This window comes from Fodinicurvata halophila, assembly GCF_042651425.1.
Lineage (GTDB): Bacteria > Pseudomonadota > Alphaproteobacteria > Kiloniellales > DSM-21159 > Fodinicurvata > Fodinicurvata halophila.
Genome location: NZ_JBHSCW010000020.1, coordinates 1 through 15,735, shown reverse-complemented (window position 1 = coordinate 15,735; position 15,735 = coordinate 1). Strand labels below are relative to the sequence as shown.

Below are 15,735 nucleotides of genomic sequence, written 5' to 3'. Positions count from 1 at the left end.
GCCCGTCCCAGACTCCGCCATGACCTTCGTAATCGCAGCCGTCAGCGTCGTCTTTCCATGGTCAACGTGACCAACCGTCCCAATGTTGCAGTGCGGCTTCGTCCGCTCGTATTTCGCCTTCGCCATGGCTCTTTCTTCTCCGTATCGAAAGGTGTCTCTCGTGTTTCGTTATATGTCGTCAGGCCATCTTTGCCTTGACCTCGTCGGCCACGGCCTGCGGAACCCGGTCGTAGTGGTCGAAGTACATGGTGTACTGCGCCCGTCCCTGGCTCATGGAACGCAGGGTATTGACGTAGCCGAACATGTTGGCCAGCGGCACCATGGCCGAAATCACGCGCGCGTTGCCACGACTGTCCATGCCGCTGACGTTGCCGCGACGACTGTTCAGATCGCCGATGATGTCGCCCATGTACTCTTCTGGCGTCACCACCTCAACACTCATCATCGGCTCCAGCAGCACCGGAGCCGCCTTTGGCACGCCTTCGCGGAAAGCGGCACGGGTGGCAATCTCGAAGGCCATCACACTGGAGTCCACGTCATGGTAGGCGCCGTCCACCAGCGTCACCTTGAAATCGATCATCGGGAAACCTGCGATCACCCCGGAGTCCATGGAATTCTCGATGCCCTTCTGAACGCCAGGCACGTATTCCTTGGGCACCGAACCGCCAACGATGGCGTTCTCGAAGGTGAAGCCAGCCCCGATTTCCTGGGGCTCGAACACCAGCTTGACGCGGGCGAACTGTCCCGAACCGCCGGTCTGCTTCTTGTGGGTGTAGTCCACTTCGGCCTGGCGCGTGATGCTTTCGCGATAGGCCACCTGAGGCGCCCCAACGTTGGCATCCACCTTGAACTCACGGCGCAGCCGGTCGACGATGATGTCCAGGTGCAGCTCGCCCATGCCCTTGATGACGGTCTGGCCGCTCTCGGTGTCCGTGGAGACGCGGAAGGAGGGATCCTCCTGTGCCAGACGCCCCAGCGCCAGGCCCATCTTCTCCTGGTCGGTCTTGGTCTTGGGCTCGACGGCAACCTCGATCACGGGATCGGGGAATTCCATCTTCTCCAGGACGACCGGCTTGGCCGGATCGCAGAGCGTTTCACCCGTGGTGGTGTCCTTGAGACCGGCCAGCGCCACAATGTCACCGGCCAGCGCCTCATCGATATCCTCGCGGTGATTGGCGTGCATCAGCAGCATGCGGCCGACACGCTCGCGCTTGTTCTTCACCGAGTTGAGGATATGCGACCCCTTCTTCAGCGAGCCGGAATAGACGCGCACGAAGGTGAGCGACCCCACGAAGGGATCGGACATGACCTTGAAGGCCAGCCCGGCCATCGGCTCGTCATCCCCGGTCTTGCGCACCACAGGCTCATCGGAATCGGGCTTGACGCCGCGAATGTCCGGAACGTCCACCGGACTCGGCAGATAGGCGACCACGGCATCCAGCAGCGGCTGGACACCCTTGTTCTTGAACGCCGACCCACACATCACGGGCACGAACTTGAAGCCACAGGCGCCCTTGCGAATGCAACGCTGCAGAGTCGCCTCGTCAGGCTCCGTACCGTCGAGATAGGCCTCCATGGCCTCATCGTCCTGCTCGACAGCCAGTTCGATCAGCTTCTCGCGGTACTCCGCCGCCTGGCCCTGCAGTTCCTCGGGAATGTCCCGGTACTCCCACTCGGCACCCAGCGTCTCGTCCTTCCAGACCTGCGCCTTCATCTTGACCAGGTCGACAACGCCGACGAAGTCGCTCTCGGCACCGATCGGCAACTGCATCACCAGCGGAGTCGCGCCCAGGCGATCGACGATCATGTCCACGCAGCGGAAAAAGTCCGATCCCATGCGGTCCATCTTGTTGACGAAGCACAGGCGCGGAACCTTGTACTTGTCCGCCTGGCGCCAGACCGTCTCGGACTGCGGCTCGACACCGGAAACCGCATCGAAGACGGCGATGGCGCCGTCAAGCACACGCAGGGCGCGCTCCACCTCAATGGTGAAGTCGACGTGGCCCGGGGTATCGATGATGTTGATTCGATGATCGTTCCAGAAAGCGGTGGTTGCAGCGGACGTAATGGTGATTCCGCGCTCCTGCTCCTGCTCCATCCAGTCCATGGTGGCCGCGCCGTCATGGACTTCGCCGATCTTGTGGCTGCGGCCGGTGTAATAGAGAACCCGCTCTGTGGTGGTCGTCTTGCCCGCATCAATATGGGCCATAATGCCAATATTGCGGTAGCGATCCAGCGGTGTAACTCGGGACGACATAACTTTGCCTCTCTTGCCTGCGGGCTTACCAGCGATAATGCGCGAATGCGCGGTTGGATTCGGCCATCTTGTGCGTATCTTCGCGCTTCTTGACAGCGGAGCCGCGATTGTTGGCGGCGTCCATAAGCTCACCCGCGAGCCGGGCGGTCATGGTCATCTCGGACCGCTTGCGCGCCGCGGCGATCAGCCAGCGCATGGCGAGCGCCTGGCCGCGCTGGGCGCGCACCTCGACCGGAACCTGATAGGTGGCGCCGCCAACCCGGCGTGAGCGCACCTCGATTTCCGGGCGAATGTTGTTCAGCGCCTCATGAAAAACGCTCAGCGGCTCACCGGCGCCCTTGGATCCGACGATATCCAGCGCCCCATAGACGATGCCCTCGGCAACCGACTTCTTGCCGTCGAGCATGAGGTTGTTCATGAACTTGCTGACCACGTGATCGCCGAACTTGGCGTCAGGCAACACTTCACGTTTTTCGGCGCGGTGACGACGCGACATCTTGCGCTCTCCTTACTTCGGACGCTTGGCGCCGTATTTCGAGCGGCGCTGACGGCGCTTGGAAATACCCTGGGTATCCAGCGTTCCGCGAATTATGTGATAGCGAACACCCGGCAGGTCCTTCACGCGACCCCCCCGGATCATCACGACTGAGTGCTCTTGCAGATTGTGCCCCTCACCAGGAATGTAGGCGGTTACCTCATACCCATTGGTCAGACGCACACGCGCAACCTTACGCAACGCGGAGTTCGGCTTCTTCGGCGTCGTCGTGTAGACGCGCGTGCACACCCCGCGTTTCTGGGGGCAAGCCTCCATCGCGGGAACTTTGTTTCGCGAAGCCTCGGGTTGGCGCGGCTTGCGAATGAGCTGGTTGATCGTCGGCATGCGATCGCTTTCCTAAATAGCCATATGTAGTGCGAAACAAACGCCAGCGCTGGAACAAGACCATTGTTCCCGCCGGCGTTTACGCTGTTCGTCGGGCCAACAGAGCCCTATGTGATTTCGTGCTTCCTCCGGAACTGCGTCTGACCCGCATGGATGGGATCACCACCAGCTCCCTATCTGGAACAGGCGCGCATAGTATTTAGGCGCCCCCGCCTCGTCAACCCTGCTTCGCGGGCTTTTGCAGAAGTTTTCAGAGACTTGTCGGAAACACCGATTACGCACGAAAGTTACGGGAATACCCGTTATTGAATCATATTTATGCGCGACTGAAAAAGGGCGGCCACAAGGGACCGCCCCTTTCCATCAAAAACCGTCGAGAACCGGTCAGGCGACGGAACTGGCCTGTCCGTCGTCCCCTCCGGAACCGCTCTCGTCCACCAGGGCAGCCGAGTCGCCACCTTGCTGCTCCATGGCCTCGCGATCACGATCGGCTGCAATGCGCCGCATGCGGTTCATGAGCGCACCCGTTCCGGCCGGGATCAGACGCCCGACAATCACGTTCTCCTTGAGTCCGACGAGATCGTCCGTCCGCCCGTTGACAGCCGCTTCCGTCAGCACCCGGGTCGTCTCCTGGAAGGAGGCCGCCGAGATGAAGGAGCGGGTGTGCAGGCTGGCCTTCGTGATGCCCTGCAGCACGGGCCGCGACGTGGCCAGACGGCCACCCTCGGCAAGGGCCTTGTCGTTGGCCTCGCTGAACTCGTCGCGATCCACCTGCTCGCCGGCCAGGAAGGTGGTATCACCCGGATCGATGACCTCGACCTTCTGCAGCATCTGGCGGACCACCACCTCGATGTGCTTGTCGTCGATCTTCACGCCCTGCAGGCGATAGACGCTCTGCACCTCGTTGATGAGGTATTCGGCCAGGGCTTCGACGCCAAGGACTTCCAGGATATCGTGCGGCACGGGATTGCCGTCCATCAGCATGTCGCCCACGCGCACATAGTCCCCTTCCTGGACGGCAAGGTGCTTGCCCTTGGGGATCATGTACTCGCTGTGCTTCTGCTCCGTATCGTCCGGACGCACGATGATGCGACGCTTGGTCTTGTAGTCGCGGCCGAATTCCACACGCCCCTCGGTATCGCTGATGATCGCGTAGTCCTTGGGCTTGCGGGCCTCGAACAGCTCGGCCACCCGTGGCAGACCACCCGTGATGTCGCGGGTCTTGGTGGATTCACGCGGGATACGCGCCAGCACGTCACCGGCCTTCACATGCGCGCCGTTCTCCACCGACAGGATGGCATCGACGGACATGTAATAGCGCGCCTCCAGGCCGTTCGCCAGCTTGACCACCTCGCCGTTCTCGTCACGCAGGGTAACGCGCGGACGCAGGTCGCTGCCACGCGGCTGCTGCTTCCAGTCAATCACCACACGGTTGGAGATGCCGGTGGTCTCGTCCATGACCTCGCGCATGGACAGGCCATCCACCAGGTCGACGTAGTTCGCCGTTCCTTCCCGCTCGGTAATGATCGGGATGGTGTAGGGATCCCACTCGGCCAGCTTCTGGCCCTGCTGCACGCTGTCGCCTTCCTGCACGAGCAGGCGCGCACCGTAGGGAATGCGGTGACGAGCCCGTTCACGCCCCTGCTCATCCTGCAGGATGAGTTCGAGGTTGCGGCTCATCACCACGTTGATGCCCTCGGAGTCGGCCACGACGTTGAAGTTGCGGATGGTGACCTGGGCATCCTGCGAGGCTTCGACGCTGGACTGCTCCGCACCACCCTGGGCGGCACCTCCGATATGGAAGGTGCGCATGGTCAGCTGCGTGCCCGGTTCACCGATGGACTGTGCCGCGATGACACCCACGGCCTCGCCGATGTTGACCTCGGTACCGCGGGCCAGATCGCGGCCGTAGCAGTTGGCACAGATACCGCCGTGGCTCTCGCAGGTCAGGGCTGAGCGGATACGCACCATGTCGATTCCGGCACGATCGATGTGATCCACAGCCTCTTCATCGATGATATGGTTCTTGGTGACGAGCACCTCGCCGCTCTGCGGGTCGATGACATCCTCCAGGGCTGTACGGCCGAGAACCCGTTCACTCAATGGAGCCACGATTTCGCCGCCCTCGACCACGGCCCGGACATTCAGGCCGCGCTCGGTCCCGCAGTCGGTCTCGATGACGATGGCGTCCTGCGCCACGTCAACGAGCCGCCGTGTGAGGTAGCCCGAGTTTGCGGTCTTGAGCGCCGTATCCGCCAGGCCCTTGCGGGCGCCGTGGGTGGAGTTGAAGTACTCGAGAACCGTCAGACCCTCCTTGAAGTTGGAGATGATCGGGGTCTCGATGATCTCGCCCGACGGCTTGGCCATCAGGCCGCGCATGCCGGCCAGCTGCTTGATCTGGGCCGCTGAACCACGTGCCCCGGAGTGGGCCATCATGTACACGGAGTTGATGTCGCGTCCCGTGTTGACCTGCATCACCTTCATCATCTCGTCGGCCACCTTGTCGGTGGTCTCCGACCAGACGTCGACGACCTTGTTGTACTTCTCGCCGCGCGTGATCAGGCCTTCCTGATACTGGGTCTCGAACTCCTTGACCTGATCCTGGGCTTCCTCGACCAGCCTGTCCTTGGACTCCGGAATGATCAGGTCGTCCTTGCCGAAGGAAATGCCCGCACGGCAGGCATAGCCGAAGCCCAGCGTCATCACCTGGTCACAGAAGATGACGGTCTCCTTCTGGCCGCAGTGGCGATAGACGATGTCGATCACCTCCTGCACGTCCTTCTTGGTAAGCAGGCGGTTGACGAGGCTGTGCGGCAAGCTCGGATGCTTCGGCATCACCTGGCCGAGCAACATGCGGCCCGGCGTGGTCTCGATGCGCTGCCAGGCCAGCTCGCCCTCGTCGTTGATCGCCTGGATGCGGGCGTTGATCTTGCTGTGCAGTGTCAGCGCCCCATGGGCCAGGGCGTGCTCGACCTCGCCGATATCCCCGAAGGACATGCCCTCGCCGGGCTCGCCGTCGGAATCCATGGAAAGGTAGTAAAGTCCCAGGACGATATCCTGCGAGGGAACGATGATCGGCTTGCCGTTCGCCGGGCTGAGGATGTTGTTGGTGGACATCATCAGCACGCGGGACTCGAGCTGGGCTTCCAGAGACAGCGGCACGTGAACCGCCATCTGGTCGCCGTCGAAGTCCGCGTTGAAGGCGGTGCAGACCAGCGGATGCAGCTGGATCGCCTTACCCTCGATCAGAACCGGTTCGAAGGCCTGGATCCCGAGACGGTGCAGCGTCGGCGCCCGGTTCAGCAGAACCGGATGCTCGCGGATCACCTCTTCCAGGATGTCCCAGACCTCGGGACGCTCCTTCTCCACCATGCGCTTGGCCGCCTTGATGGTGGACGCCATGCCATAGAGCTCGAGCTTCGAATAGATGAAGGGCTTGAAGAGCTCGAGCGCCATCTTCTTCGGCAGGCCGCACTGGTGCAGCTTGAGCTCCGGGCCCACCACGATCACCGACCGGCCCGAATAGTCGACGCGCTTGCCCAGCAGGTTCTGACGGAACCGCCCCTGCTTGCCCTTAAGCATGTCGGACATGGACTTGAGCGGGCGCTTGTTGGCGCCGGTGATGACGCGACCGCGACGGCCGTTGTCGAACAGGGCGTCCACGGACTCCTGCAGCATGCGCTTCTCGTTGCGCACGATGATATCCGGTGCCCGCAGCTCGATCAGGCGCTTCAGGCGGTTGTTGCGGTTGATGACGCGACGATAGAGATCGTTCAGGTCGGAGGTCGCGAACCGGCCACCGTCCAGCGGCACCAGCGGACGCAGTTCGGGCGGGATGACCGGCACGACGTCCAGAATCATCCATTCCGGACGCGACCCGGACTCCTGGAAGGCCTCGACCAGCTTCAGGCGCTTGACGAGCTTCTTGCGCTTGGCCTCGGAGTTGGTCTCCCTCAGCTCCTCGCGCATGTCCTGGCGTTCCTGTTCCAGGTCCAGGGCCGTGAGCATGTCCTTGAGGGCCTCGGCACCGATCTTGGCGGTGAAGGCATCTTCACCGTACTCTTCCTGTGCGTCGAGGAATTCCTCCTCGCTGAGCAGCTGGTTCACCTTCAGCGGCGTCAGCCCCGGCTCGATCACGATGAAATTCTCGAAGTAGAGCACGCGCTCCAACTCCTTCAGCGTGATGTCGAGCAGCAGGCCGATACGGCTCGGCAGAGACTTCATGAACCAGATGTGCGCGACCGGACTCGCCAGCTCGATGTGCCCCATGCGCTCGCGGCGCACCTTGGACAGGGTGACCTCCACCCCGCACTTCTCGCAGATGATGCCCTTGTACTTCATGCGCTTGTACTTGCCGCACAGGCACTCGTAGTCCTTGATAGGACCGAAGATTCGCGCACAGAACAGGCCGTCACGCTCGGGTTTGAAGGTTCGGTAGTTGATGGTCTCCGGCTTCTTGATCTCGCCAAAGGACCAGGAGCGGATCTGCTCCGGGCTGGCGATCGAGATACGGATCTGGTCGAAGCTCTGCGGTCCACTGGGTTGACCGAAGATGTTCATCAACTCGTTCATGGCTGTCTCCAGCTAGCGGTTACGTCCTGCGAAGGGTGGCTATTACCGGGCATCCTCAGTAATCACTCTGTCGCAGGTCAACATTGAGCCCGAGGGATTTCAGTTCCTTCACGAGCACATTAAAGGATTCCGGCACGCCGGCTTCGAAGCTGTCCTCGCCCTTCACGATGGCCTCGTAGACCTTCGTGCGGCCGGCAACGTCGTCCGACTTGACGGTCAGCATCTCCTGCAGCGTATAGGCGGCGCCGTAGGCCTCGAGGGCCCAGACCTCCATCTCGCCGAAGCGCTGGCCGCCGAACTGGGCCTTGCCGCCCAGCGGCTGCTGCGTGACCAGGCTGTAGGGCCCGATAGAGCGGGCGTGGATCTTGTCGTCCACCAGGTGGTGCAGCTTCAGCATGTAGATGTAGCCGACCGTGACCTTGCGCTCGAACGTCTCGCCGGTGCGTCCATCGATCAGGTTGACCTGACCGGAGGCATCGAGTCCAGCCTTGTTCAACATGTTCACGATATCGGGTTCCCGGGCCCCGTCGAACACCGGCGTGGCGATGGGAATACCGTTCTCCAGGTTGCCGGCGAGCTCCAGGAGCCCTTCGTTGTCGAGGGCGGAGATCTCCTCCTTGTACTTATCGTCGTCGTAGATATCGATAAGCTTGGCCCGCAGGTCATCCAGGTTGCTGTTCTCCCGGATCTCATGGAGCATGTCGCCGACCTGCCGGCCGAGCGCCGCACAGGCCCACCCCAGGTGGGTCTCCAGGATCTGCCCCACGTTCATGCGACTGGGCACGCCCAGGGGATTGAGAACGATATCGACCGGGGTGCCATCCTCCAGATGCGGCATGTCCTCCATGGGAATGATCTTGGAGATCACGCCCTTGTTGCCGTGCCGGCCGGCCATCTTGTCGCCGGACTGCAGCTTGCGCTTCACGGCAATGAAGACCTTGACCATCTTCATGACGCCCGGGGGCAGCTCGTCGCCGCGCTGGAGCTTTTCGACCTTGTTCTCGAAACGCTTCTCCAGCTCCTTCACCGATTCATCGAACTTCTTGACCAGGGTTTCGACTTCGCCCTGCCGGGTGTCGTTCTTGACGGCAATGGACCGCCACTGGCCTGGCGTGTAATCCGAAAGCACCGTTTCCGTGATCTTGGTCCCGGCCTTCAGTCCCTTGGGTCCGCTCTGAACCTCTTCGTTCAGCAGCAGGTCCTTCAGGCGGTTGTAGAAGCTGCGCTCCAGGATCGCCTTCTCGTCGTCGCGGTCCTTGGCCAGACGCTCGATCTCGCCCTTCTCGATGGCCAGCGCGCGTTCGTCCTTGTCCACACCGCGGCGGGAGAAGACGCGAACCTCGACGACGGTGCCGCTGACACCCGGGGGCAGGCGCAGGGAGGTGTCCCGCACATCCGAGGCCTTCTCGCCGAAGATCGCCCGCAGGAGCTTCTCCTCCGGAGTCATCGGCGATTCGCCCTTGGGCGTCACCTTGCCGACCAGGATGTCACCGGCATTCACCTCGGCCCCGATGTAGACCATGCCCGCCTCGTCGAGGTTGCGCAGGGCATCCTCGCCGACGTTGGGGATGTCCCGGGTGATCTCCTCCTGACCCAGCTTGGTATCGCGGGCCATGACCTCGAACTCCTCGATGTGGATCGAGGTGAAGACGTCATCGCGCACGATGCGCTCGGAGATCAGGATGGAGTCCTCGAAGTTGTAGCCGTTCCAGGGCATGAAGGCGCAGAGCACGTTGCGGCCCAGAGCCAGCTCGCCCAGGTTCGTCGACGGACCGTCGGCGACGATATCGCCCTTCTGGACCACGTCGCCCATCTTCACCAGCGGACGCTGCGTGATGCAGGAGTTCTGGTTGGAGCGCTGGAACTTCAGCAGGTTGTAGATGTCGACGCCGGACTCCTCGTGATCGGTCTCGTCGGTCACGCGGATCACGATGCGGGTCGCATCCACCTGGTCGACGATGCCGCCGCGACGGGCACCGATGGCAACGCCGGAGTCCCGGGCCACCGTATCCTCCATGCCGGTCCCGACCAGCGGGGCCTCACTACGGATCAGCGGCGTCGCCTGCCGCTGCATGTTCGAGCCCATGAGCGCACGGTTGGCGTCGTCGTTTTCCAGGAAGGGAATCAGCGCGGCCGCCACCGACACCAGCTGCTTCGGCGACACGTCGATGTAGTCGATCTCCTCCGGACGGGCCATCAGGTAGTCCGCGCCCCGGCGGCAGGAGATCAGGTCATCGACGAACTTGCCGTTGTCATCCAGCGTGGAGTTGGCCTGTGCCACGGTGTAGCGGACCTCTTCCATGGCCGACAGATAGACGACCTCGTCGCCGACCACGCCGTTCTCGACCTTGCGATAGGGGCTCTCGATGAAGCCGTACTGGTTGATCCGCGCATAGGTGGCCAGCGAGTTGATCAGGCCGATGTTTGGACCTTCCGGCGTTTCGATCGGGCAGATGCGACCGTAGTGCGTCGGGTGCACGTCGCGCACCTCGAAACCGGCACGTTCGCGCGTCAGGCCGCCCGGACCCAGGGCCGAGAGGCGCCGCTTGTGCGTAACCTCGGACAGCGGGTTGGTCTGGTCCATGAACTGGGAGAGCTGCGAGGACCCGAAGAATTCGCGCACGGCGGCCGCGGCCGGCTTGGCGTTGATCAGGTCGTGCGGCATGACGCTGTCGATCTCGACCGACGACATGCGCTCACGAATGGCGCGCTCCATGCGCACCAGCCCGACACGATACTGGTTTTCCAGCAGTTCGCCCACAGAGCGCACACGGCGGTTGCCCAGGTGGTCGATATCGTCGATTTCACCGCGGCCATCCTTGAGATCGTGCAGCACCCGCAGGATCTCCATGATGTCTTCCTTGCGCAGCACCCGCAGCTGGTCATCGGTCTCGAAGCCCAGGCGCGCATTCATCTTCACGCGCCCGACCGGGGAAAGGTCGTAGCGTTCGGGATCGAAGAACAGGCTGTTGAACATAGCCTCGGCCTGCTCCAGCGTAGGTGGCTCGCCGGGGCGCATCACACGGTAGATGTCGATCAGGGCATCCTCGCGTGTGGCGTTCTTGTCATTGGCCAGGGTGTTGCGCAGATAGGCGCCGACGTTCACGTGATCGATGGCCAGCAGTTGCAGGCTGTCGATCTTGTGCTCTTCCAGCTTCGTCATAAGATCGGCGGTCAGCTCGTCGCCCGCCTCAACCAGAACCTCGCCGGTCTCTTCGTTGATACAGTCGAGCGCCGCGTAACGGCCCAGCAGGTCGTCATTGGAGATCAGGACCTCCTTCAGGCCGCCCTCGGTCAGCTTCTTGGCCACGCGTGGCGTGATCTTGCTGCCGGCCTCGGCAACCACCTGTCCGCTGTCGGCATCCACCAGGTCACTGACCAGCTTGACGCCCTTGAGCTTCTCTGAGTCGAAAGGCGTGCGCCAGCCGTCCTTGGAGCGGCGGTAGGTTTCCTGGCCATAGAACGCGGCCAGCATCTCTTCCGCCGACATGCCATGGACTTCGTGCGGCTCCAGCGTCTTGCCGTCCTTCGCCCGTTCGGCCCGCAGTTTTGCGGTTTCTTCGCTGTCCATGGCGAGCAGCAGCGTGGTCACGGGCAGCTTGCGGCGTCGGTCGATGCGCACCTGCACAATGTCCTTGGCGTCGAACTCGAAGTCCAGCCAGGAGCCGCGGTAGGGGATGACCCGCGCGGCAAAGAGATACTTGCCCGACGAGTGGGTCTTGCCACGATCGTGATCGAAGAAGACACCCGGACTGCGGTGCATCTGCGAGACGATGACGCGTTCCGTGCCGTTCACGATGAAGGTGCCGTTCGCCGTCATGAGCGGCATGTCGCCCATGTAAACATCCTGCTCCTTGATGTCGCGGATGGACTTGGACCCGCTGTCCTCGTCCACATCCCAGACAACAAGGCGCAGGGTCACCTTCAACGGTGCGGCATAGGTCATGCCCCGCTGCTGGCATTCCTCCACATCGTATTTGGGTTCTTCAAGCTCGTAGCGCACGAACTGGAGGTCGGCGCGAGCAGAAAAATCCTGGATCGGAAAGACCGACTTCAGAACTTCCTGAAGACCGGTGTCGGTTCGCTGTTCCGGATTGATCCCCACCTGTAGAAACTGATCGTAGGAGCTTTTCTGCACCTCGATCAGGTTCGGCATCTGGGTAACTTCCGGAATCCGTCCGAAAGATTTGCGAATCCGCTTACGACCGGTGAACGACATCGCCATGTCAGACCCTCGTTCCCACTTCTAGGCCATCCTCAGTCGGGGATGGCACGTTTCCAAAATCCGGAAGCCAATCCGGGCTTCCGTGTGAACCCGTCTTTAACGCCTTGGTTCGCGAGGGGCGTTCCCCGAAGGGAAGACTTTCTATAGACGCAAAAAGCCGGTCCGGTGCGCCATCCCGTGACGCACCGGCCGGGTATCCTCCAACCGCCTGAAAAGGCGGGCTACTGTCACTTGATTTCGACAGTCGCACCAGCCTCCTCGAGCTTCTTCTTCATCTCGTCGGCCTCGTCCTTGGTGGCGCCTTCCTTGATGGCCTTCGGCGCACCTTCCACCAAGTCCTTGGCCTCCTTCAGGCCCAGGCCGGTAATGCCGCGGACTTCCTTGATGACGTTGATCTTCTTGTCTCCGGCGCTGGCCAGAATGACGTCGAACTCCGTCTGCTCCTCCTCGGCAGCGGCGGCTTCACCACCGCCCGCACCCGGTGCGGCAGCGACAGCGACCGGGGCTGCTGCACTGACTCCCCAGTGCTCCTCGAGCTTCTTGGAAAGTTCAGATGCCTCAAGAACGGTGAGCTGCGAGAGCTCCTCTACCAATTTGTCTAAATCAGCCATTTTTCAATTCCTCGTTAGGCTTGAGCTTGTAAAAACTTCGCGTGCCGTCTCAAGCGGCCTCGTCCGTGGCGCCGTAAGCCCCGAAAACCCGGGCAAGCTGGCCGGCTGGTGCCTGCAGAACACCCGCCACATTCGTGGCCGGAGTCTGAAGCAGACCGACGATATTGCCGCGCAGTTCGTCGAGGGACGGAAGGGCGGCGAGCGCCTTGACACCGTCTTCATCGAGCAGCTCGCCATTCAGCGAACCACCGATAATGGTCAGTTTCTCGTTCTTCTTGGCGAACTCGACACAGACCTTTGCCGCAGCAACCGCATCATCCGAAGCCGCGAGTGCGGTCGGACCGGTCATCAGCGGCGACAGCGCCTGGAACTTCGTGCCGTCGAGAGCGAGCTTTGCGAGACGATTTTTCGCGACCTTGTAAGTAGCTCCTGCATCACGCGCCTTTCGACGCAACTCCATCGACTGCGCCACCGACAGACCTTTCTGCTGGGTGACGACAACCGATGTTGCCTCGTCAAAACGCTCGCGCAGGGAGGCTACCAACGCTTCTTTTTCTCTGCGGTCCACGTCTTTGCTCCCTCTGGAAAGCCAGAGCCGAAACCCTGGCATCCGGTTGCACGAGAACGATTGCACTCCGCAATCGTCCGGTTCGCCTGTCCTGGAAGCTCAAGCCCGTTCCGGAACCGTTTCAGGTACCGGAAAAATCACTTTCGCTTCCTGTCTATGCAGGCCGTTCAAGCTTAAGATCCCGAAGGATCACCTGCAGTCTCGGACAGGTCGGGGCCACCGAGGCAGCCCCTGCGCTCCGGACCCGAAGGTCCGGAGAATTCCTTATGCGGCCTTCGCTGCACTGGAGGTGAGGCTGCTCACATCCAGCCGTACACCCGGGCCCATCGTCGAAGACAGCGCGGACTTCTTCAGATAGGTCCCCTTGGCACCGCTCGGCTTCGCGCGAACGATCGCATCGACGAACGCGCGAATGTTCTCGACCAGCTTGTCGGCATCGAAGCTGGCCTTGCCCACGCCGGCATGCACGACACCATTCTTGTCGGCACGGAACTGGACCTGTCCGGCCTTTGCCTCGGCAATGGCGGAGGCCACGTCATTGGTCACGGTGCCGAGCTTGGGGTTCGGCATCAGGCCACGCGGGCCGAGCACTCGGCCCAGCTTGCCAACCACCGGCATCATGTCCGGGGTGGCGATCACCCGCTCAAAGTTCATCTGGCCGTTCTGGATCTGCTCGGCAAGGTCATCCGCGCCAACCACATCGGCACCGGCCTGCTCGGCCTCCTCGGCCTTGGCACCGCGGGCGAAGACCGCCACGCGGATGGTCTTGCCGGTCCCATGGGGCAGATTGGCCGCGCCCCGAAGGTTCTGATCCGCGTGACGAGGATCGATGCCGAGCCCCAGGGACAGCTCGATTGTCTCGTCGAACTTCACGTTGGCACGCTCCTTGACCAGCTTCACGGCCTCCTCGAGGTCGTAATGCTTGTCCCGATCCAGGCCCTCACGCGCAGAGACGATTCTCTTTCCTGCTTTGGCCATCATCTTACTCCTTCACCTCGAGGCCCATGGACCGTGCGGTCCCGGCGATGATGTGGCAGGCGGAGTCCACATCGTATGCGTTCAGATCCACCATCTTCGCCTCGGCAATCTCGCGGATCTGGTCCATGGAAACCGAGCCGATGGTCGTCTTGCCGGCCGTGGCCGAGCCTTTCTGAAGCTTCGCGGCCTGCTTTAGGTAATAGGCGGCCGGGGCGGTCTTCGTTTCGAAGGTAAAGGACCGGTCCGCATAGGCGGTGATGATCACCGGCGTCGGCGTACCCGGTTCGATATTCTGCGTCTCGGCATTGAAGGCCTTGCAGAACTCCATGATGTTCAGCCCGCGCTGACCCAGCGCAGGCCCCACCGGCGGCGAGGGATTGGCCTTGCCGGCCGGTATTTCCAGCTTGATGTAACCAACTATCTTCTTTGCCATTCTCTCTTACCCTTCATGTCAGGTAGCGCGGTACGGCCATGGCGGGCCTCCCGCACGAATAAAGATCAAAAAAGTCGGGGATCAGACTTTCTCAACCTGTGTGTATTCGAGCTCGACCGGGGTCGAACGCCCGAAAATGGAAACCAGGACCTTCAGGCGCGCACGCTCCTCGTCGACCTCTTCCACTGTGCCGTTGAAGGACATGAAAGGGCCGTCGGACACGCGCACCTGCTCGCCGATCTCGAAAGTGACCGAAGGCTTGGGACGCTCCACGCCCTCCTGCACCTGACGGAGCATATCCTCGGCTTCCTTATTGGAGATCGGGACCGGCCGGCCGCGCGCACCCAGGAATCCGGTCACCTTGGGAACGCTCTTGACCAGATGCCAGGTTTCGTCGGTCAGCTCCATCTTGACCAGCACATATCCCGGAAAGAACTTTCGTTCGGTATTCACCTTCTGTCCGCGGCGCACCTCGACGACCTCTTCCATGGGCACCAGGACCTCGGTGATCAGGTCTTCCATGCCCTGGGTCGCGATCTGCTCGCGAATGCCATCGGCAACGCGGCGCTCGAAACCGGAATAGGCGTGAACGACATACCAGCGCTGTGCCATCCTCAGCCTCCCAGTCCGAGTATCAGGCGCACGCCGAAAGACAGCGCCTGGTCGACAAAGAAGAAGAAGACCGCCGCCAGGAACACCATGATCAGCACCATGATCGTGGTCACCGTGGTTTCCTTGCGCGTCGGCCAGGTCACCTTGCGGATTTCCTGGCGAACCTCACGCACGAACTGGCCGGGATTGGTCTTAACCATATAAATTCGATCCTCGCACGCCCTGACCTCTCAGTCGGACGGGTAACGGGAAGGCCTCAGCCTTCCCGGAAAAAGCGCGTGGCAGGAGTGGAGGGACTCGAACCCCCAGCCGCCGGTTTTGGAGACCGGTGCTCTGCCAGTTGAGCTACACTCCTATTCAGCGTCAAACGCGCCTCCGCACCCGCGTTTCCGCTATACCTCGCCGGTCACTCGATGATGGAGGCGACGACGCCTGCTCCGACGGTGCGCCCGCCTTCGCGAATGGCGAAGCGGAGGCCCTCGTCCATGGCAATCGGCGCAATCAGCTCCACGTCCATCGAGACGTTGTCGCCCGGCATCACCATCTCCGTACCCTCCGGCAGCGTCACAATGCCCGTGACGTCCGTCGTGCGGAAATAG

At 62.0% G+C, this 15,735-nt stretch carries 13 protein-coding genes and 1 tRNA gene; all 14 read right to left on the bottom strand.

Annotation, left to right across the window (positions count from 1 at the left end; all coding sequences use genetic code 11):
* A partial coding sequence (locus ACFOW6_RS18100) for a GTP-binding protein (protein ID WP_382420996.1) occupies positions 1 to 126 on the bottom strand: 126 nt, incomplete at its 3' end.
* 52 nt (positions 127 to 178) lie between these two features.
* Positions 179 to 2,257: an elongation factor G gene (gene fusA / locus ACFOW6_RS18095; protein ID WP_382423830.1), complete on the bottom strand. Its 2,079-nt coding sequence runs from the start codon at positions 2,255 to 2,257 to the stop codon at positions 179 to 181.
* Positions 2,258 to 2,282: 25 nt separating this feature from the next.
* A complete protein-coding gene (gene rpsG, locus ACFOW6_RS18090; protein WP_382423829.1) occupies positions 2,283 to 2,753 on the bottom strand; it encodes a 30S ribosomal protein S7 in 471 nt (156 codons plus the stop codon).
* A 12-nt stretch (positions 2,754 to 2,765) separates the two neighbouring features.
* Entirely contained in the window at positions 2,766 to 3,137 is a 372-nt protein-coding gene (rpsL, locus tag ACFOW6_RS18085; RefSeq protein WP_382423828.1) for a 30S ribosomal protein S12, read from the bottom strand.
* 384 nt (positions 3,138 to 3,521) lie between these two features.
* A complete protein-coding gene (gene rpoC / locus ACFOW6_RS18080) occupies positions 3,522 to 7,709 on the bottom strand; it encodes a DNA-directed RNA polymerase subunit beta' (RefSeq protein WP_382423827.1) in 4,188 nt (1,395 codons plus the stop codon).
* 55 nt (positions 7,710 to 7,764) lie between these two features.
* Entirely contained in the window at positions 7,765 to 11,934 is a 4,170-nt protein-coding gene (rpoB, locus tag ACFOW6_RS18075; protein ID WP_382423826.1) for a DNA-directed RNA polymerase subunit beta, read from the bottom strand.
* Between the two features lie 227 nt (positions 11,935 to 12,161).
* On the bottom strand, positions 12,162 to 12,545 hold the full coding sequence (gene rplL, locus ACFOW6_RS18070) for a 50S ribosomal protein L7/L12 (protein WP_382423825.1): 384 nt from the start codon (positions 12,543 to 12,545) through the stop codon (positions 12,162 to 12,164).
* Positions 12,546 to 12,594: 49 nt separating this feature from the next.
* Positions 12,595 to 13,113, bottom strand: a complete 519-nt coding sequence (gene rplJ / locus ACFOW6_RS18065) for a 50S ribosomal protein L10 (RefSeq protein WP_382423824.1) — start codon at positions 13,111 to 13,113, stop codon at positions 12,595 to 12,597.
* Positions 13,114 to 13,377: 264 nt separating this feature from the next.
* Positions 13,378 to 14,091 carry a 50S ribosomal protein L1 gene (gene rplA / locus ACFOW6_RS18060; protein ID WP_382423831.1) on the bottom strand — a complete coding sequence of 238 codons (714 nt, stop codon included), beginning with the start codon at positions 14,089 to 14,091 and terminating at the stop codon, positions 13,378 to 13,380.
* Between the two features lie 4 nt (positions 14,092 to 14,095).
* Positions 14,096 to 14,524, bottom strand: a complete 429-nt coding sequence (rplK, locus tag ACFOW6_RS18055) for a 50S ribosomal protein L11 (RefSeq protein WP_382423823.1) — start codon at positions 14,522 to 14,524, stop codon at positions 14,096 to 14,098.
* An 81-nt stretch (positions 14,525 to 14,605) separates the two neighbouring features.
* A complete protein-coding gene (gene nusG / locus ACFOW6_RS18050; protein WP_382423822.1) occupies positions 14,606 to 15,136 on the bottom strand; it encodes a transcription termination/antitermination protein NusG in 531 nt (176 codons plus the stop codon).
* Positions 15,137 to 15,138: 2 nt separating this feature from the next.
* Positions 15,139 to 15,336, bottom strand: coding sequence for a preprotein translocase subunit SecE (gene secE / locus ACFOW6_RS18045; RefSeq protein WP_382423821.1), 198 nt, complete (start codon positions 15,334 to 15,336; stop codon positions 15,139 to 15,141).
* Positions 15,337 to 15,415: 79 nt separating this feature from the next.
* Positions 15,416 to 15,491: transfer RNA gene (locus ACFOW6_RS18040), tRNA-Trp, on the bottom strand.
* Positions 15,492 to 15,542: 51 nt separating this feature from the next.
* The coding region (locus ACFOW6_RS18035) for an EF-Tu C-terminal domain-related protein (protein WP_449267368.1) at positions 15,543 to 15,735 on the bottom strand (193 nt) is incomplete at its 5' end.